The organism is Metabacillus litoralis (assembly GCF_007994985.1).
GTDB classification, from domain to species: Bacteria; Bacillota; Bacilli; order Bacillales; family Bacillaceae; genus Metabacillus; species Metabacillus litoralis.
In genome coordinates this window covers 1-20,602 of the sequence record NZ_VOQF01000004.1, presented here as the reverse complement: position 1 = coordinate 20,602, position 20,602 = coordinate 1, and the positions used below count along the sequence as shown (strand labels likewise).

The 20,602-nt window shown below is 32.0% G+C and carries 18 protein-coding genes; 8 read left to right on the top strand and 10 right to left on the bottom strand.

Annotation, left to right across the window (positions count from 1 at the left end):
* Positions 1-16 precede the first annotated feature (16 nt).
* Positions 17-1,171: an aminotransferase A gene (locus tag FS935_RS07480; protein ID WP_146947139.1), complete on the bottom strand. Its 1,155-nt coding sequence runs from the start codon at positions 1,169-1,171 to the stop codon at positions 17-19.
* 235 nt (positions 1,172-1,406) lie between these two features.
* On the opposite strand from FS935_RS07480, the gene corA reads away from it, so the two are divergent.
* Both corA and FS935_RS07470 read left to right on the top strand, forming a co-directional pair.
* Complete coding sequence (gene corA / locus FS935_RS07475; RefSeq protein WP_146947137.1) at positions 1,407-2,384, top strand: magnesium/cobalt transporter CorA; 978 nt, start codon at positions 1,407-1,409, stop codon at positions 2,382-2,384.
* 53 nt (positions 2,385-2,437) lie between these two features.
* Complete coding sequence (locus FS935_RS07470) at positions 2,438-2,623, top strand: hypothetical protein (protein ID WP_146947135.1); 186 nt, start codon at positions 2,438-2,440, stop codon at positions 2,621-2,623.
* Positions 2,624-2,747: 124 nt separating this feature from the next.
* On the opposite strand, the gene FS935_RS24175 is transcribed toward FS935_RS07470, so the two are convergent.
* From FS935_RS24175 to FS935_RS07460, 3 genes are all read right to left on the bottom strand, one after another.
* Positions 2,748-2,873: a hypothetical protein gene (locus tag FS935_RS24175; RefSeq protein WP_275669585.1), complete on the bottom strand. Its 126-nt coding sequence runs from the start codon at positions 2,871-2,873 to the stop codon at positions 2,748-2,750.
* 275 nt (positions 2,874-3,148) lie between these two features.
* Complete coding sequence (locus FS935_RS07465) at positions 3,149-3,724, bottom strand: hypothetical protein (protein WP_240050847.1); 576 nt, start codon at positions 3,722-3,724, stop codon at positions 3,149-3,151.
* Positions 3,725-4,067: 343 nt separating this feature from the next.
* Entirely contained in the window at positions 4,068-5,018 is a 951-nt protein-coding gene (locus FS935_RS07460; RefSeq protein WP_146947133.1) for a GGDEF domain-containing protein, read from the bottom strand.
* 476 nt (positions 5,019-5,494) lie between these two features.
* On the opposite strand from FS935_RS07460, the gene FS935_RS07455 reads away from it, so the two are divergent.
* Positions 5,495-6,676, top strand: a complete 1,182-nt coding sequence (locus tag FS935_RS07455) for an ATP-binding protein (RefSeq protein WP_338036905.1) — start codon at positions 5,495-5,497, stop codon at positions 6,674-6,676.
* A gap of 46 nt (positions 6,677-6,722) precedes the next feature.
* Here the strand turns inward: FS935_RS07455 and FS935_RS07450 are convergent, their stop codons facing one another.
* Both FS935_RS07450 and FS935_RS07445 read right to left on the bottom strand, forming a co-directional pair.
* Positions 6,723-7,124, bottom strand: coding sequence for a hypothetical protein (locus FS935_RS07450; protein ID WP_146947128.1), 402 nt, complete (start codon positions 7,122-7,124; stop codon positions 6,723-6,725).
* A 298-nt stretch (positions 7,125-7,422) separates the two neighbouring features.
* A complete protein-coding gene (locus FS935_RS07445; protein WP_146947126.1) occupies positions 7,423-8,709 on the bottom strand; it encodes an NCS2 family permease in 1,287 nt (428 codons plus the stop codon).
* A gap of 286 nt (positions 8,710-8,995) precedes the next feature.
* Between FS935_RS07445 and FS935_RS07440 the strand changes: the two genes are divergently transcribed.
* The 3 genes from FS935_RS07440 (at position 8,996) to FS935_RS07430 (ending at position 11,415) form a co-directional block, all read left to right on the top strand.
* A complete protein-coding gene (locus FS935_RS07440; protein WP_146947124.1) occupies positions 8,996-9,646 on the top strand; it encodes a glycoside hydrolase domain-containing protein in 651 nt (216 codons plus the stop codon).
* A gap of 164 nt (positions 9,647-9,810) precedes the next feature.
* Positions 9,811-10,716, top strand: coding sequence for a chemotaxis protein (locus FS935_RS07435; RefSeq protein WP_146947450.1), 906 nt, complete (start codon positions 9,811-9,813; stop codon positions 10,714-10,716).
* A 141-nt stretch (positions 10,717-10,857) separates the two neighbouring features.
* Positions 10,858-11,415, top strand: coding sequence for an HD domain-containing protein (locus FS935_RS07430; RefSeq protein WP_146947121.1), 558 nt, complete (start codon positions 10,858-10,860; stop codon positions 11,413-11,415).
* Positions 11,416-11,479: 64 nt separating this feature from the next.
* On the opposite strand, the gene FS935_RS07425 is transcribed toward FS935_RS07430, so the two are convergent.
* From FS935_RS07425 to FS935_RS07410, 4 genes are all read right to left on the bottom strand, one after another.
* Complete coding sequence (locus FS935_RS07425; RefSeq protein ID WP_146947119.1) at positions 11,480-11,959, bottom strand: YkyB family protein; 480 nt, start codon at positions 11,957-11,959, stop codon at positions 11,480-11,482.
* 269 nt (positions 11,960-12,228) lie between these two features.
* Positions 12,229-13,758 carry an HD-GYP domain-containing protein gene (locus FS935_RS07420; RefSeq protein ID WP_146947117.1) on the bottom strand — a complete coding sequence of 510 codons (1,530 nt, stop codon included), beginning with the start codon at positions 13,756-13,758 and terminating at the stop codon, positions 12,229-12,231.
* 147 nt (positions 13,759-13,905) lie between these two features.
* Complete coding sequence (locus FS935_RS07415) at positions 13,906-15,207, bottom strand: MFS transporter (protein WP_146947116.1); 1,302 nt, start codon at positions 15,205-15,207, stop codon at positions 13,906-13,908.
* A 98-nt stretch (positions 15,208-15,305) separates the two neighbouring features.
* A complete protein-coding gene (locus FS935_RS07410; protein ID WP_146947115.1) occupies positions 15,306-15,800 on the bottom strand; it encodes a L,D-transpeptidase family protein in 495 nt (164 codons plus the stop codon).
* Positions 15,801-16,150: 350 nt separating this feature from the next.
* Between FS935_RS07410 and ppx the strand changes: the two genes are divergently transcribed.
* Positions 16,151-17,680 carry an exopolyphosphatase gene (gene ppx, locus FS935_RS07405; RefSeq protein ID WP_146947114.1) on the top strand — a complete coding sequence of 510 codons (1,530 nt, stop codon included), beginning with the start codon at positions 16,151-16,153 and terminating at the stop codon, positions 17,678-17,680.
* A 255-nt stretch (positions 17,681-17,935) separates the two neighbouring features.
* The gene (locus FS935_RS07400; RefSeq protein ID WP_146947112.1) at positions 17,936-20,047 is read left to right on the top strand and encodes an RNA degradosome polyphosphate kinase; all 2,112 of its coding nucleotides are present in this window, start codon (positions 17,936-17,938) and stop codon (positions 20,045-20,047) included.
* Positions 20,048-20,602 lie beyond the last annotated feature (555 nt).

Sequence of the window (20,602 nt, the reverse complement as noted above, 5' to 3'; positions counted from 1 at the left end):
CTTTAGTAAGCTTTGTTTAATTGTCATTCTTTTTTAAATAATTCTCAATGCGATCCATTGCTTTAACTAGTTGGTCCATTGAATAAGCGTAGGATAGTCGGACGTAGCCTTCTCCATATGGTGAAAAGGCACTGCCGGGAACTAATGCTACTCCTGCTTCTTTAACAAGTGAAAGGGCAAAATCAAAAGAGGATTTATTGAATTTATTAATACTAGGAAATAAGTAAAAGGCTCCATCAGGCTTTACTACTTCAAATCCCATATTAACTAATCTATTATAAACATAATCTAATCTTTCACGATAAGCTTTTTTCATATCACTGGCATCATCTATACCTACTGTAAGTGCTTCAAGTGCAGCTTTTTGAGCAATAGATGTGGCGCATGAAACATTATATTGATGAACTTTAAGAATATGCTTTGCTACTGCCTCAGGTGCAAATAAAAGCCCGATGCGCCATCCTGTCATACTATGAGATTTAGAAAGACCATTTATCACAACTGTCTGTTCACGGAGAACCTTTGCAATAGAATGATGAGCTTTCCCGTAAACTAGTTCACTATAAATTTCATCTGATAAAATAAATATATCTCTTTCTCTCACAAGGTCTGCGATTTCCTTTAATTCAGCTTCTTCCAATGTTACACCGGTCGGATTCGATGGGTATGGAAGAACAATACATCTCGTGTGTTCGGTAAGGTGTGGCTTTATAATATCTGCTGTTAGTTTGAAATCACTTTTCGTTGTATCAACATAAACAGGAATGCCTCCAGCTAGTTTAATTAAAGGTTCATATCCCGGATAAACAGGACTTGGTAGTATGACCTCACTGCCTTCTTCCAATAAGGTTCTAAACGTACAATCAATTGCCTGACTAGCTCCGACTGTAACAATAACTTCATGATCTGGTGAATAGTTAAGCTGATATTTTTCCTTTACATAATGACTCGCAGCTTCTCGAAGTTCAATATATCCAGCATTTTGCGTATACGTAGTGAAATTGTCCCTGATCGCTTGTATGCCTGCTTCTTTTATATGTTCAGGGGTAGTAAAGTCAGGTTGACCAATCGTTAACGAAATAACATCATCATACTCTGCTACCATATTAAAGAATTTTCTTATACCTGATAACTCTATGTTTTTCACCTTTGAATTTACTAAGTGTTCCATCTCAAATTTTACCTCCTAATATATATAAAGTTATATCAATAAATATATTTTTGTGATATTGAATGTATAGGTGTTATTTTACCATTTTCCTAAGACATGTCATCTTTTTTCTGATAATTAAAGTAACACGCATCTTTTTTAAAAATTAATTTGTTAATAATATCAGAAATACTAGCAAAAGTTTAAGTATTATATACCACGGGTATATTAATAAGAGATTGTTTAAGAGAGAGTAGTGAGTATTTTGATCCAAACAGTTGCCATCACAACTAAAGGGGAAATAATCTATGATATTTCCATTGAGAAGTTAAAAGGGGAAAACATAAAATGGTATTGGGTTGATTTTCAGGAGCCTAATGAAAATGAAATTCAGCTATTAACAAGTTTTTTTCATTTTCATCCTTTAGCTATTGAAGATTGCTTAGAGTTTGTTCAACGACCAAAGCTCGATTTTTACGATAATTATTTTTTTGTTGTCATTCATTCAATAAATCAGGATACACTTGATGCTGATGAAGTAGATATATTTGTTTCAAGCAAGTTTATTGTCACATTCCATAAAAAGCCTGTTAGAGATCTGAAAAATATTTTACAACAAGTTGGTAAAGAGAAAACACTTCAAGATAACCCGATGCAAATTATGTATCAAGTTATTGATAAAATAGTTGATGAATATTTTCCACCCGTTTATAAATTAGAAGATTTAGTTAACCAAGTTGAAGATAATACAAGTGATCAAACGATTAGTGAACTAATGGAACAAGTATTTGAAATACGCTCAGAGCTAAATAAACTGAGAAGAACTATTGTGCCAATGAGAGATTTATTATACAGAATTATTTCATCTTCAAGACTTAATACAATAAAAGAGAAGCATATTTATTTTCAAGATATTTATGATCATTTATTAAAATTAGTTGAGATGATTGATGCAAATCGAGAATTATCAACTGACATTAGAGATAGTTATCTTTCGATTAGCTCAGATCGGATGAATAGAGTGATGATGACTTTAACTGTTATGTCATCTATATTTCTTCCTTTAACCTTTATTGCAGGGCTATATGGTATGAATTTTCAATATATGCCTGAATTAGCAGGGAAGTATAGCTATTTTATCGTTCTCGGATTAATGGTATTAATAGCTCTTGGAATGATATGGTTCTTTTTCAGAATGGGCTGGTTTCGGTTCCATAAAGGCACAAAGTTATAGTACCGACTTAAAATTAATAAATCAAACGTATCGTATATACGAGGTGAGTAACTTTGACAGATCAAACATTGTTAACAGATAAAGAACGTAAATTGATTAATAAACTTGAAACAGAAATGTTTTATGCCTTAACAATTAACCAAATTCGCTTTTATAAAAATGAAATACAAACAATTATTAATCATGCTAAGAGGCGAAATTTATTAGTTAACGAGCATAAAAGCATTTTAAATGTATAAGCAATTAATGAAGGTTTTACATAGGAAGAATAGAGCACTATTATTGCTCTTATATATCTTCCTAAGTAAAGCCTTTTTATTTAAAGTACAAAAGAGGTAAAATACAAGTAGTTTTTTAGTATTATTATGTTCTTGGATGAGTTTTTTCTGCTTTTTTATTTGTTGGAGAAAGCTCTTTTGCAATTTCAGGATCTGTAATAGACTTTGCTGTTTGTAAACCAGATTTTGTTTTTCGATTACGTTTGGTCATGTTTAAAAACCTCCAAGCGAGTTTTTTGATGCAAAAATATTATTTACTTTTACAGTTCCTTTTATTTATGAAATTGCTACCATTCAGACTTAAGCTCCTTGGTTATCGCTGGACAAACTGGTAGGAAAGTGAGAAAGAGGAAAAAAGGTAACAAACCTAAATCTAACTTAATCGATGTTAATTTATCGTAGGGAGTTAAAGGCTTATCTTTACTTTCTGAACTCACAAAAAAAGAACCGAAGTGAATTCGATTCCTCTAAAGACAAATCTATATTCTATCTACAACTAAAAGAACGAATACGATCTAAATCAATTCCAAAATATTCCCAACGGTATTGTCTTCGACGCCAACGGTATCCCGCAACAGAGTTTCTCCCAACAAAAGTAGGATAAAACCAAAAACCACGACCGTTGTTTAGGCGTATATAGGTGAAACGATAAAGACAACCACGTATTCCACCAGGATCAACTGCAAAAGCTTCAAACTGATTTTGTTGTACAGGTGGAATGTCACTAGGTGGTGGCCCTTGTGGAGGTCCTTGCCCGAATCCCGGATCAAAGTCACCTTGGCCAGGTCCCTGCCCAAATCCTGGGTAAAAGCCCCCTTGGCCAGGTCCTTGCCCAAATCCTGGGTAAAAGCCCCCTTGGCCAGGTCCTTGCCCGAATCCTGGGTAAAAGCCCCCTTGACCAGGTCCTTGCCCCAATCCTGGATTAAAATCACCTTGGCCAGGAAATCTAGAGTAATCATTACTGAATTCTACTGATTCAATAGATGCTTGTGGATACATACCTTGATTGTTAATTGGCTGGGAACCATAATAATGCCCTGATAATTGATTATATGGATACATATTAAATTCTCTCCCCTCATTACTTTCAAATTTACATTATGCAGTTTTTATGTATAGGTGAATGTCCTTTTGAAGAAAGAATGAAGATGAAAAAAGAGCCCATCACATCGGGCTCTTTAGATTGTTGACAAACGTTCGCTTTCTTCGTTACTATCCCTGCTGCGGTTGTTCTAATTTCCAAACAGAGCAACTTCGCTTCTGACAAAGCTTTGTGCCTCGAAAGTCAATTGTTTTTAATCACTCTGTGGGGTTGTGAATTATACTTTGTCTACAAACTGAGAGCCTATCAGATGTGGCGCTGGCGCTTGAGGGAAGAATAATTCTTGATATACCATGATAATCTTTAGAAGCATATATAGCAGCTTCCACCTTTTTCTTTACATTGTGTTTTTACTTCTGCAGCTATTTTACTTACATCTTCTATTGAATGAAACTCATCTTGTTTATTTGTCACAACAGCAATTGAAAGGGAGACTAGGGGGACATTACGAAATTGCCCGTTTCTACTTTTAGTGTATACAAATTTATTTTTCCAATCGATTTCATTATAATATTGTTTTAATCGGATATCGAATTCTGTTATTAGTAACTGACAAATTTGTTGATAATTATAGTGTGGCAATATAGCAACAAAATCATCGCCACCTATATGCCCAACAAAAGAGGAGTCGTAGTTGTTTAATAAGACATTTTTACTTAGTAAATTTGAGATCTCCTTTAATAGCAAATCACCTTTTTTAAAACCGTATGTATCATTATATTCCTTGAAGTGATCTAGATCGATATATAAAAGAGAAAAATCCTTATTTCTATTAATAAGATATTCCGAGATTTTTTCCTCGATTAAAACATTACCTGGTAATCCAGATAAAGGATTTGTATACATTGCTTGATTTACTTGCTCTTCTGCAAGTTTAATGAGTAAATTTTTTATACTGACAATTCCTTGTAGCTTATCATCCTTTGTCACAACAACATAATCATATAAGTTAGCTTGTTCACGATCCATAGCTAAAGAGCTTACCTTTGTAATTGGATCAAAATAGTCAACAAGTAATGGTTTAGTGTCCATGACCAATTCAATGGGTCTTCCCATAAACAAATCAAACCCATATTTTACAGAGATTTTCTTGTAGAATTGAGCTTTCATAACAAGACCTAAGGGTTTGTTGTTTCCAGCAACTACTATTCCCTCCAGATTAGGTTGTTCCTCAAAAATAATATTTACGTCTGAGCTTTTCGTTTTCAAAGTAACAACAGGTACGTTTTCTGATATATCTCCTATACTTAACATCTTCAACGACTCCAATATACATAGGCTTAATACTTACTTCTATTTTACTATATTGATTTCCAAAATTTTGTTAAGAAACTGTAAATTTTATAATAAAGGAGAATTGTGGAGTATTTATAGATCTTTTTTCTCATGAAAAACACTTAACGAGTAAGGTCTATTGTGCTATGAGAGGGGTAGTAATTGCTAAGTTATGCTAATTCTTAAAATGATTAGGTTTTACAATTTACTGGTTTGCGTCGGTATATAAAAAATTGGTATTCTATATTTATCTTTTCAGCAAGTAAAAATGTGTACCTTTTGTTTAATTGATGCAATTGTGAATACGTAAAGTACGGAAAAATTAACAATTCAATTAATAGAAATTCTTAAAAATTGAGTTCTTTGGAGGTAAACTTGTTATTATTTCAATCATTAAGCCACTAATTGTTAACGTTACAATTTTATTTTCACTTACTTTTAATGCTAATTTATTTTTGCCGTTTCAGAAAAACTTTCAACTATCTTTCAAACAAAAAGCCTTATACGGCATAATAAGTGCTTTTGGAGCAACACTTTGTATGGCATATCCAATTGAAACTTTAGGTGAAACGAATTTTGATTTAAGAATGATTGCAATATTAGTTGTAACACTTTATGCAGGGTGGGTTCCCGGCTTAATTACTGTTATTATCGTTTCAATTATAAGGATAATAATTGGAGGTACATTTTTGCATATTGGTGTACTTGTTTCAGTTACAGCTTTTATCATTGCCTTAATATTTAGAAGAAGGTTTCATTTATCAACTTTCCGTATTCTAAACGCTTCTTGTATTGCTCTTATTTACTTAATAATCTATATTGTTATTATCTATTTTAGTGTTTCCTTTCTTGAACTGACCTTCTATATTGTGTATTTCATTGCTTTTTTTGTAACATTTATTTCAATCATATATATAATTGAAACTCTAATTAAATTTAATAAACAATTTGATGAAATGGTTTATATGGATAAGCTAACAACGACAGGTCAAATGGCTGCTTCAATTGCTCATGAAATACGTAATCCTATTACAACTGTTAGGGGATTTATTCAATTTATGCAACAGGACACAGTTGATGAAAAACTTAAGCAGTTTTCACCACTTATCTTAGAAGAACTTGATCGAACGAATATGATCATTACGAATTATCTTAAGTTAGCAAAGCCTGAACCATTTGAACTTTCTAATGTGAATATTGACAAGATATTAATGGATTCAATTGAATTATTAAGACCTTTAGGAACTTTTTCAAATGTAACACTGGAATATGATAATGCTGAGAATTGTTATGTAAAGGGCGATACCCAGCATATTAAACAATCATTACTGAATGTTATAAAAAATGCAATTGAATCAATCGATAAAAGAGGCGTTGTCAAGATCTCAAATTTAGTTGATTATCAAAATGAAGTAGTCACCATTGTTATTAAGGACAATGGAAAAGGCATGACAAAAGACGAACTAAAACAAATTGGTTTACCTTTTTATACAACTAAAACAAAGGGGACTGGGTTAGGAAGCATGATTACTAATCGACTAATCAGACAACTAGGTGGAACAATTGATTATGAAAGTGAATTAGGAAAAGGGACGACAGTAACTATAACCTTTCAACTTGTATCAAAAAAAAGCTGACAATTTGTCAGCTTTTTCAGTTAATCTTTCATTGTGATTTTTTTACTTATTGTTTCAAAGGTTCAACTTGCTTTGAACCTAAATCTACCATATACCATTGTTCGCTATTTTCCACTACATCATTAACTGAATAAACATGTATAATGTAGTGGTTTTCTTCTTTATGATCATACTGAACAACTAAATTTTCATCTCTATCAATTTTTTCTTTAACTAAGTTTTCAGCTAATGACTGTCTTACTGATTCATTCGTATTCTCTTCTAATTCAATGATATCTCTTGACTTAACTAACATTTCATCATTGCTATTTGCTTGATTGTTTCGAGTTTCAAGTATTTCAAATTCATTATTATTAGTTCCTTGATCATTAATATTATTTGCTCCTTGGTTATCATTATTACAAGCTGTTAATGATAATAGAGCAATTAATAAGATAAAATGTCTCATTTATTCACCTCAGAAATTAATGATTTTTTAGAAAAATGCTCATATCTCTTAATATTGTGCAGTTTATTATTGATTTTTATACAAAGGATTTTAATGAAATGCATATTATTTTAAACCTTTATTGATCTAAAAGAGGTACTAACAGGAAGAATAGAAGTACTAAACTAAATACAGTTTTCTTTTTTTGAATAAAAATAAAAACAAACTATACAAAACAAAAAATGGGTTTATCCTAACAAATTTGTTAGGATAAACCCATTGAAGCTTCTATAGATAAAGATGTTAAAAGCCAAAAATATTAATGCAATGAATGGAAAATGAAATTTAATAAAAATAATAAAGCAATAAAATAAAGTGGCATTTTTACGTCATGTGTTCTTTTTAAGATAATTTTAAGTAGTGGATACATAATAAAACCAAAAGCCATTCCGTCAACAATACTATAAGTTAATGGAATTAACGCAATAATTAGAAAAGCTGGGAAGCTTTCACTGAAATCGTCCAGATCAATATGTTTTATGTTTTGGATCATCAAACTTCCTATTAAAATTAAAATTGGAGCAATTGCACTATCTGGTATCACTTTGATAAATGGTAAAAATAATAAAGAAGTTAAAAAAAGTGTACCAGTTGTGATAGAAGTTAATCCTGTACGGCCTCCTGCGGTTATGCCTGCAGCTGTTTCAACTGTACTTACAGTTGGACTTGATCCAAAAACACCAGATGTTATTGTTGATAAAGCATTTGCTTGTAGTGATCGTTTATACGTTTTAGGTCGATTTATCATATGAACTTGACCGAACACTAACCCTATATTTTCAAAAACTATGACCATTGTTAATGAAAAGGTGGCAGTCCAAAAAGTTAAATCAATCAAGCGCTCAAACGACATCGCTCCTAAGACATCAAAATAGGAATGAAATGCATCAATTGTGTTTGTAGTTGTATCAAAGGAAACATCACCAAACATTGCAGCAAGTAGAGTGCCTAAAATGATACTAATTAAGAAGTTCCCCGGAATTTGCTTCGCAAATAATGCTACTGTTATGAGCAATGTAATGATCGTTAATACAACACTTGTTTCACTAAAATCGCCTAATGCAACATATGTATCTTCACTTAATACAACTATTCCGCCTTTTTGGAGTCCAATAAAGGTGAGGAAAAAACCAATTCCGACTGTAATTGCTTCCTTCAATGAATGTGGAATCGACTCTGATATGATTGTTGCAAGCTTTGTAAATGCAATAATCGTAAATAAAATACCAGACACAAAGACAACTGCTAAACCCTCTTGCCATTTTAAATCCATTCCAAGGACGATTGTATAAGTGAACAAGGCATTCACACCCATACCTGGAACTAGGATAATAGGCGTATTACCCCATAAGCCCATAATAAAGCATCCGGCAATAGAAGTTAAAACAGTAGCAATGATGCCAGCTTCTAACGGAATTCCAGCATCTGATAAAATAGATGCATTCACCACCACAATATAAACAATTGTGAAAAATGAAACTGTTCCTGCAAGAATTTCAGTTTTAAAAGATGTACCATTTTCTTTTAATTTAAAAAATCTATCCAATGTATACCTTCCTCAAGTGTAACCCTCAACCCATCCCGTTTAATCGTATAAACGATTTACAAGGAGATTATAACAAGAGAGTAACACAATTGCATTAATTTTATTTATTCTAATAATAACAAAAAAATGAAAAGATCAGACTCATATGATAAATGTCTTCAGTTATATCATGGCTTTATAACAAAATAAACATGTATTTGAAGTGTAGAGCTAAACTTTATGATTTAGACAACCCTTACTTTACATATATATGGTAAGAGCTATTACAGAAAGGTTGTGTATTTTAATGGCACGGAAAATCTGGGGAGTTGATTCAGCTATTCCTGTGAACCAGGAGCTATATGATTGTGTGAAAAAACATTTTGGAATACCAAAGTATTGGGGTAGATCTCTAACAGAATTACAAAATACATCAAGTGGTCTATCCAAATCTGAAATAGGGTTTATTAAAAGTAAGAATATTAAGATTATTCCTATATATAATGTGGTAAAAGAAGCTACCGGATATGAAGAAGCTCAATTAGCCGCAAGAAATGCAGTTTTCCACGCAAGAAGACTTGGGATACCAACAGATACTATTATTTTTGCAAAAATAGAGAAGTTTTTTAATGTTGATTCTGCTTGGATAAGAGGGTGGGTGGAAACACTAATACCTTCAGGGTACAAATCTGGTATCTTTAATGATCCAGTTGAAGGAGATTTTAATGAAGCATATTGCCAAGCAGTTCATGATAATAAGGAAGTGGCTGTTCAGACAATACTATGGAGTGCCGAACCTGATGTAGGAACAACATCAGAGAGGAAAGCTCCGAGGTTTAATCCTGTTTCACCAGATTGTAAAGGGAATGTATGGTTATGGCAATACGGACGTGATGCAAAAAAATGCCCAATCGACACAAATCTTGCTGATGAAAGAGTAATGGATTATTTATATTAAGCTTGGAAGATATCCAAGCTTTTAAGAGAAATTGGGACATGCTCTTACTTTTTTAAATTTTTACTATAATTTTCTTTCAAAATGCAATATCCTCTTTACATTATCCTAACAATAGCCGATATAATGAATACAGAGTAGTACTCATGGAAGGATGAATGAAAAGTATGGAACAACAAAAAGGTATTTTGCTTGAAAGTGGAACAAATGAACTTGAGATTGTGGAATTTAGTGTAGGTAATAATAAGTTTGGAATTAATGTTATAAAAGTAAAAGAGATTATTCAGCCTTTACAAGTTACTAAAATTCCACATTCTCATCCGAATATAGAAGGCATTATTGATATTAGAGGAGAAATATTACCAGTTGTGGATGTTGCAAAGGTTTTAGGTTTTGGGCCTAGTGATAACCAAAGAGATGAAAAATATATTGTTACTGAATTTAATAAAACGAAGGTTGTTTTTCATGTACATTCAGTATCACAGATTCATCGCATTTCATGGGAGAAAATTGAAAAACCTTCTGGAATGTATCAAGGATTTGAAAGTCAAATTACAGGTGTTGTAAAGATACAAGACGAGATGGTTTTAATGCTCGATTTTGAAAAAATTGTTTTAGATATCAATCCAGAATCTGGTATAAATGTAGAACAAGTCAAAAAATTAGGTAAGAGAGAACGATCTACAAAAAAACTGGTTGTTGCTGAGGATTCACCTCTGTTGCGTAAACTATTACAAGAAACATTAAATGAGGCTGGATTTGTAGATTTAGATTTCTTTGAAAATGGTAAAGATGCACTTCTATATCTTCAAGCAATTGCAAAATCAGGAAAAGCAATTGAAGATGTAGTCCAACTGGTAATAACTGACGTAGAAATGCCTCAAATGGATGGACATCATTTAACTAAGAGGATTAAAGAAGATCAACAACTAAGTATTCTTCCTGTTGTGATTTTCTCTTCTCTTATTACAAATGATTTACGACATAAAGGTCAGATGGTAGGTGCTAGTGCACAAATCAGTAAGCCCGAAATAAGTGAATTAGTCCAAAAGATAGATGAATTCATTTTATAAATTATACTTAAAAGGTTGTTTGGACTATTTTTAGGCATGCAACCTTTTTTAGTTTGAAGAGCTCGTTTAGGAGAAGTAGTAGATGATATGTGTGGCTTCTGATTTAAGGTTTTATATATTTTTCAACTAATAGGAGGTTTTATGGATCTTTTAGAGTATGCAAGAAATTTCGCAAAAATTGCACACGCTGATCAAGTTCGTAAAATTAGCTCAGAACCATACTATGTACATGTTGATTCTGTAGCAAATACTCTTAAAAAAGCAGGATTTTCTAGGGAAGTTGTCATTGCAGGGTATCTTCATGATGTAATTGAGGATACAAATGTAACTGAACAAGAAATACTACAACTCTTTGGAAAAGATGTTTTGCAGTATGTTTTAGATAACACTGAAAATAAGAATTTAAGCTGGGAAGAGAGAAAACAAGAAACAATTAATAAGGCAAAAACACTCAGCTTAGAATCGAAAGCTCTTATAGCTGCAGACAAACTAGACAATAGTGAAGACTTACTCATATATTATCAACGATATGGTGAAAAGGTATGGAAACACTTTAATAGAGGTCATAATCAGCAATTGTGGTATTATAACGAAATAGTTAATTCGATATTCTATGGGGTACCAAAAGATCAAGTACCTGAATTTTTCAATACACTTAAAAAGAATGTAGAAGACTTATTTGGTCACTACGCTAAGTAACATATAAAAACGACGAAGAAAATTCTTTGTCGTTTTTATATGTTATTGAGGTATAAATAACTATCTATCTGTAGCTTTCACCTAATCTTTTGAATACCGGCTTTTGGTATGTACGGGATTTGTTAGAATGAATAGTTTGAGGTGTGCTTTGATCTTCTTTTATATCAACATAATTTTGTAATAGGATTTTTGCTTTTGTTAAAGACATATTCGCTTTAGGGTTACGGTATGTTTGATTTAATGTTCCTAAATGTGGAAGTTTATCGAAGTCATCCTTTGTAGGAGGCATGTGAAAGTAATACTCTCCAGCGGAAACTAATACATCAGATTGTTGTTGACTAAATTTTGGATTATTTGAAAAATGTAGACCTTTTTTTTGCGCCCTTCCCTCTTGTAGAAGTTTAATTAATGCATTCTTTTTTAATAAATATAGAAATTTGGGATTAGGTGCAGTTTTTGCATGACGGTTAACTACGTAAATAGCACGAGCGAGGTTTTCTGTTGTTGATTGTTTGGTAGGATCGAGTCGTTTATGGTCGTCCATCGTTTCTCTCCTTTATTGTACACTTTAAGTTTAAGTCATTCTTATTTAAATTATACTTAGTGAATAATAAAATGCAAGCTTTAATGATTTTTTTATTTCGAAAATTCTTTAAAATCAAGTAATCCCTATTTTTTGATGTCTGTTTTTAACTGTTTTAATATTCTTATCAGAGAATATTAAAACATTCCAGATTCTAACCTCGCAGGGGGGATTCTTTAAACCACCCCCAGCAGTCAGATTCATCTGTTTTCATTCAAGTAACATATAATTTATACACTTTGTTTGTCACGATCTTCATTTGTATCTTCTACATTTTTCTTCATATAATTAATGAAAAGTTGTGCGAAATACGGGTCCCACTGTGTCCCTTTTCCTTCTTCAATAATAGATAAAGCCTTTTGGTAAGGCATTCCTTTCCGATAGGGACGATCAGATGTCATAGCATCATAGGCATCTGCAACCGCCATAATTCTACCGAATAAAGGTATGCTATCTCCTTTTAATCCTTCAGGATAACCAAGCCCGTCAAATCTTTCATGATGGTATTTTACACCTGGTATTAATGATTCCATCTCTTCTTTTGGTTGAACTTGTGAGAGTATAGTTGCTCCAATAACTGGATGTGTTTTAATTTCAGTAAACTCTTCTTCTGTTAGCCTACCGTCTTTGAGTAATATACTATCTCTTATTCCTATTTTACCAATATCATGTAGTAAAGCAGATTTACGTAATAAATCGAGAGTTTCATTATCTAACTTTGCTTGTTCACCAATGAGTACTGAGTATTGAGCGACTCTCACAGAGTGGCCAGCTGTGTAGGCATCTCTGGCATCTAAGGCTAATGCCAATGTTGTAAAGAGACTGTCTAATAGTTGTTTATTAACCGAATCTCTTCTTATAAGTCCACTAACCATTTGGTTGTAACCAGAAATGAGTTTTGAAAATTCATCAGAATAAACATCGTTTTGATATACAAGTTTACCAAGCTGGATTTGACGCATCCCACCTTCAAGTATTTGAATAGGTTCAGATATATTATTAAAAAGTAAATATGCACCATAAAAGGCAAAAAGAATTGATACGATAATAACAATTATTGCCCAACTCCAATATTCTGTTAGAAGTGGAATGGATGCTTCCGCAAAACGAGCATGAGTTGCCAAGCTAAATAGTAATATAGGAAAAACACCAATGAAAATGGCACTGTACAAGACTTTGCTTTGTATTGAAATGTATAAATGTGAATGGTGTGAAAAGTCAAATTTATACTGTGTTAATGTTTTTTCACGAATTGTAATTAAGACCGGTTTTAAGGCTTTAGTAGCTAAGTAAAATTCAATGATACTATGCATACCGGCAACTAAAACTGAAGCTCCAAAAGCGATGCCTATGTAGTAAAGCGGTAATTGAATTATATTCATCTTTATACATATATAGCTGATAAGCATTGCTGGAAAAGAGAGACCAAACAAATGAGGTCCAAAAATTCGATAAACGGTTAAAATAGGTAACCGGTGTGTCTGACGATAAGCAACTTTTAAATCTTCTAATGAATAATTTTGTTCTAGAAAAACCTTCTTAATTGGGTATATATGTTTGGAAAATACAATACTCTCAAGTATTAACATGATAATGAGAGAAATCATAAGAATCATAAATAGAACAAAGGATTCTTTGAAATTAATGTTTAACGTTGTAAACATAAACAAAGCACCAATTCCAAACACTGCTATAAAGGATCCGAATATATAGTTTCTCAAAAGGACGATAATAAATTGCTTATATGTTTGTTGGTCCATTTGTTCACAACCTTACTAAATTTAAAATGATAATTCTTTCATTATATCGGTGTATTAACAAAATACTTAAGAAAACTACAATAATAAAAGTGTGTGTTTCTCTAATATGTAGAGAAAACACACACTTTTTTGATTGAGATCTGAACATTAAATTGTACGTATATTAGGTTTTGTATTTTTTGTTTTTGGTTTTCTATCTAGATTTCTTTCTTTTTCTTCTAGGGCTCGACTAAGCTTAGGTAAAGTTAGTGCGTAAAAAAGTGCGACAAAGAGAATAATAATTGCTATTCCGTAGTAAAGATAATCAATGGTTTCAATTACTTTTGGGAAAATCACAGCAATGATACCTAGGGTCATAGACTGTGCTAGCATCATAAGTGGATCTATCCATCCGCTAACTCTTCCCATTAACTTTGGATGAACAATTTTAGGCATCCAGCCACCTATTGCAATATTAATGGGGCCTAAACATGTACCAATTATGAAGACAATGCCAAGAAAAATTGAAACTTTATCAGTAAATCCTAATAGAAATATCAGTAATCCGGTTACAAAGATAGGAATAACCATAAGTTGATGTGGTTTGAATTTTGACGAAATAAGTGTACCAATACCACTTCCTGTTAAAAGCCCGAGTCCAAGTGAAATGGCAAATATAGAAGCATACCATTCATAATTATCAGGTGACATTTCATATTTCATAGTGAACATTGGTAAAATTGCAAAAGCTCCATTGAACAAGCCAAAAATAAAAAAACCAAATATTAAAGAAGCTAATAACTTATTTTTAATTATATAATTAATTCCCTCTTGAAAATCACTAACAGATGATTTTATACTTAAATCTTTCCATTTAACTTTACCATTTGGAAGTCTAGCAGCAAAAGGGATGTGACACGATCTAATTAATAAAGCTGAAATAACAAAGCTAATAAAATCCACAATGATAGCACCATGAATTCCTACTGTTTTATAAATAGCTGCTCCTATACCTACTCCAAATACCATAAATATACTAAAAAGCATTTGATTAAGCCCAGCTGCTTGTGCATATTGTTCTTTGCTAAGAATACCTTGGACAAGGCTGTTTTCTGCTGGGAAGAAGAATTTAGTTACTGCACTACGTAAGAATAAGACAAAAAATATAAAAGGAATTGAACCTGTAAATAGTGCGCCAAATAAAACCACAGTTAAAATTGCACGTATCCAATCACAGTTCTCCGCAACTTTTTTACGATCAAATCGATCTGCCACAACACCAACAATAAAAAAGACAAGTATTGTTGGTAAAGAATACATAAGTTCAGCTAGTGTTGCATAAGAAGGCTGATGACTAAAGTGATCTAATAAATAAAAGGCAAAAGCCATGTTTCCTATTGTTGTTCCCATCTGAGAAAAAAGTGCTGCATAAAATAGTTTAACAAAATTTGGATTGCGAAATATTTTCATGAATACGCTCCTTAGATTGCTTCGTCCATTGCTTTAATTGTCATTATAAGGGAATCATTTGCGTTTGAATATGAAATTAAAGAAAACTTAATAAATTCTTAAGGTGAAATTATTACTTTTGTTCCATTTGGTACAATTGATGAGAGCTCTAGTACATCTTTGTTGTGCATTCGAATGCAACCCAGAGAAACAGCTTTACCAATAGAATTTGGGTTGTTTGTACCGTGTATCCCGTAATGGACTTTAGATAAACTCAACCACATTGCTCCAAAGACACCCCCTGGATTTGGCTGGCGATTTACAATAACATATTCCCCAGTTGGAGTAGACGTAGCTATGTTTCCAACAGCAATAGGATAGACCTTACTAACTTGTCCTTCCGATAGAAGTGTTAAACGCTTTTGTGTTAATGATATGGAAATTATAAACGGAATAGTGTTTGGATCAGGGATAGTAGGAATGAAAATTTCTTGTCCTATGTAGATTTTGTTTGGATTAGTGATATTGTTAGCAGCAAGTAGATTTGTTATTGAAGTTCGGTAGTCCAATGCAATTGAAGTTAACGTTTCATTAGATTTAACAATATGAATCATGGCACTCACCTCAAGGTAATTATTAGTTGTGGATATTGTTTTGTATAGAATATTTCAGGAAATACTGAATATACCAATTCTTTTAATATGTTATAATTTATTTGATGAAAGTTTATTTTTACTCAGTGAAAAACAATTGTTTTAAGGCTTATAAAGCGACTATACTATGAGACTTAAAAAAACTTAAATATGAAAATTGAAATGTCTAAAAGGATAAAAAAGATTTTTTATTAAGGTTTATTTATGTGATGTAACAGAGCCGTAAAATATAATATTACAGAAGCAATAAATGTTTGAGTACAGCACTTAAAATATATAAAAATTCCATTAAATAGGTAAGGGTGTTGGATGTGAATCAAGAAAAATATGCAATCATTGATATTGGCTCAAATACGATGAGACTAGTCATTTATTTACGAGAAAATAGTGGGCGATTAAAAGAAATAGAAAATGTAAAAGTGGTTGCACGCCTCCGTAATTACCTATTAGATGATGAAATACTATCAGGCAAAGGGATCGAAATATTAATTGAAACATTGCAAAGCTTCAGCGAAGTAACAAAACATCATAATTTGGAAGATGTAAAGTGTGTAGCAACTGCAACAGTTCGCCAAGCTAAAAATATGGATGAAATTGTTGAAAAGGTAAAAAAAGAATCTGGATTAATAATTCGGGTTTTATCAGAGTATGAGGAAGCATATTTTGGTTATTTAGCTGTTGTGAATACAACTCCATTTGATAGCGGCATTACGATAGATATCGGTGGGGGAAGTACTGAAGTAACTTATTTTGCAAAGCGGGAGCTTTTGAAGTATCATAGTTTTCCATTCGGAGCACTATCTTTGAAAAAACAGTTTATTCGTGGTGATATTCCAACAGATGAGGAATTAGAGGAATTAAAAGCATTTCTTTTAAAACAATTCCAAACTCTCGATTGGCTGCAAGATAAAAAAATGCCTATTATTGCAATCGGAGGAAGTGCGCGAAATCTTGTTCAAATTCACCAAGAATATATAGGATATCCAATTGCAGGAGTACATCAGTATATGATGAGTTATCAGGATATATCTGATGTGGATCAGTACTTACATACATTATCATTTTCTGAATTGCAAAGAGTAGAAGGGTTATCAAAAGACAGGGCGGATATCATTATACCTGCGATCGAGGTATTTAAAAATATAATGAACATTGTGAATACTGACCAATTTGCATTAAGTAGGAAAGGATTGAGAGATGGTGTCTTCTTTGAAGAATTAACTAAAGACATCGGAATATCAATTTTTCCTAATGTAATAGAAGAAAGTTTCTATGAATTAGCAACAGATTATACAATTGACTTAAACCATGTTTTTCATGTGTCAAATTGTGCTTTGAATATATCACAATTATTAAATGAAATTGGACTTGCATCAATTAATCGAGAAGATTCATTTTTACTTAAACGTGCTGCTTTTGTTTATAATGTCGGCTCTTATATCGATACTGAAGCAAGTAGCCAACATACATTTTATTTATTAGCCAACCGTACGATTGATGGTTTATTACATAAAGATCGACTTATTATAGCTCTAATTGCTTCATATACAAGTAAAGCGGGTTTTAAAAGATATGTAAATCCATATATAGATTGGTTCACCAAAGATGAGTTAGCAAAATATAGACTGTTGGGAGCAATTGTGAAATTAGCCAATAGCTTAAATGCAACGAGAAGAAATATTATTAAAAATATTAGTATCAAAAATGAAAAAGATGAGCTTATATTTGATATTACTTGTTATAAAGATTGGAAACCTGAACAATATCAAGTTGAAAAACAGAAAAAGCATCTAGAGAAATTATTGAAAAAATCTATACTTGTTCACTTTCAAAATGAATAGAGAAATAGGACTGTAGGTTTACGAAAAAAAGTCTTTTACTATATGAATTACGCCATTTATTATCGTCTTCACTCTAGTTAATTACCTTTCCCCAATGGTTTATCATAATACAAAGCTCAATTTTATTTTGTGTGAATTAAATTATTGTATTTACGAAAAAAATACAAAAATTTTACATATAATTTACAATTGAATTGTTATCTTAATGCTATCATGGAATTGTATATAAATGTCGAAATAAGGGGTGGAGTAGAAATGAATACATTAGATAAAAATATGATAAAACTTCAAAGTCCACTTTATTATAACAATAGAGAACTTAGCTGGTTGGCTTTTAATGAACGTGTATTAGAAGAATCTCTTGATGAGAAAAATCCTTTATTAGAACGTCTAAAGTTCTTAGCGATATTTAGTTCTAACTTAGATGAATTTTTTATGGTTCGTGTAGCAGGGCTAAAAGATCAAGTAAAAGCAGGGTTTAATAAACCAGAAAATAAAGCAGGTATGACTCCAAAGCAACAATTAAACCAAATTGCAAAAAAAACACATAGTCTTGTTGAGCTACAATACGAGGCTTATAACAAGGTTCTTATTCCAAAATTAGAAGAAGAAGATATTGAAATGGTTCAAATGGCGGATGTTACTTCTGAACAAAGAAGGAATTTGGAAGATTACTTTGATGAGCATATTTTCCCTGTTCTTACTCCAATGGCAGTTGATGCATACCGTCCATTCCCAATGCTTTTAAATAAAAGTTTAAATCTAGCTATCGTGATTGAGGATAATGATGAATTCCAGGAAAATCGGTACAAAACAGCTATAGTTCAAGTGCCAGCAGTGCTGGACCGTTTCGTTCCCCTTCACTCAGCTGAGGAAAAAACTCAGTTGATTTTATTAGAAGAAATTATTAGCCATTTTATATACAAATTATTTAAGGGCTATAAAGTAGTATCTGTTTCAATCTTTCGTATTACTAGAAATGCAGATTTAACGATTCACGAAGAAGGTGCCAGGGATTTATTAAAGGAGATTGAAAAGGAATTAAAGAAACGAAAGTGGGGAGCTGCGGTTCGACTTGAAATTCAGAAGGATCGCTTTGATTTAAATATTTTACGTTATTTGACTGAAGTATTAGAAGTTCATGAAAAAGATGTCTACGAAATAGATGGCCCAATTGATCTTACAATATTATTTGGGTTTTATAAAAATATGGCCAAAACTCGTGAGGATTTAGTTTTCCAGACCCTAATCCCACAACCACCGCGTGATATATCTTCAGATGAAGATATTTTCGAAAAGATTTCTGAGCAGGATGTGTTTCTTCATCATCCTTATGAGTCGTTCGAGCCTGTTATTGAGTTTGTTACTGAAGCTGCGGAAGACCCAGATGTATTAGCAATTAAACAAACATTATATCGGGTTAGCGGTGATTCACCTGTTATTGAAGCATTAAAACGTGCAGCTGAGAAAGGTAAGCAAGTAACGGTGTTAGTGGAGTTAAAAGCTAGATTTGACGAAGAAAATAATGTGCAATGGGCAAAAGAATTAGAGAAATCAGGATGCCATGTTATTTATGGAATGACGTACTTAAAAACCCACAGCAAAATAACCCTCGTTGTTAGGAGAAAGAATAACAGGATAGAGAGATTTGTCCACTTAGGCACTGGCAATTATAATGATCAGACAGCAAAAATTTATACAGACATGGGACTAATTACATCAAAAAGAAAGTTTGGAATTGATGCTACCAACTTTTTTAATTATTTAAGTGGTTATACTGAGAAACCTGATTTTCATCATTTATCTGTTGCACCTTTTGATATTCGTAAAGACTTTATAAATTTAATAGAAGAAGAAATTCACTTTCATAAAAGATTCGGTAACGGTAGAATTATATCAAAAATGAATTCTTTAACTGATAAAGTAGTCATTACAAAGCTTTATGAGGCATCAAATGCAGGTGTGAAAATAGACTTAATCGTTAGAGGTACATGTTGTTTAAGACCTGGTATCAAAGGAGTTAGTGAAAATATTAGAGTTAGAAGTATTGTCGGAAGATTCTTAGAACACAGCAGGATCTATTTTTTTCATCATAATGGTGAAGGTAAAACATTTTTATCATCTGCGGATATGATGACTAGAAATATGGAAAAACGAGTGGAGATTTTGTTCCCAATTTATGACGGAGACATTAAGATGCGTATTAATGCAATCTTAGATAGTGCATTAGCTGATAATGTGAAGGCTAGAGAACAAGATGAGTTCGGGATTTATCATTATGTAGAACGTAAACTAGATGAACCAATTGTAGATAGTCAGTTATTATTGTTCAGTAAAGCTTATCAAGTGATGGAAGATGAGGAATAAAGAAACAATAAATATTACATAACAAAAGGGATAGCGCTTATTTTATTAGCTCTATCTTTTTTGTTATATAGGATATCTTTATAATATATTCATAAGGCTATTACTATTGGTCATTTGAAGGAAAACAGTGGTTTATAGAGTTAAGTGGCAAATTCTCTTATTTTTATCACTTTCTCTTCGTTTAAAGAACTGTTTTAAAAACAAATGAGCTCAATTGACAACAATATGTCAGAAAAGAGTTTATTCATAAAGAGTTAATCAAGTGGGTATTTTATTGATATATCACATCATAAGACATTGTGGTACTATTAAAATATACTTTGAATTTTAACTATTTCTACTATAACGGCTATGTTAAAGCTTAATGTTGATTTTTACGACTTTGTTGATTGAAGTGTGTATGAAACTTCTGCGGAAGAAGGCTCTTGGAAAAGTGAATGCCTTTAACGGAAATCAACACAATGTTTAACAGCAGCAATATAAATAGAAATGTACAGGATGATGACTAGTGAACAACTATTTTTTAAATTTAATTAAAAAAGATCTTGAAAATGA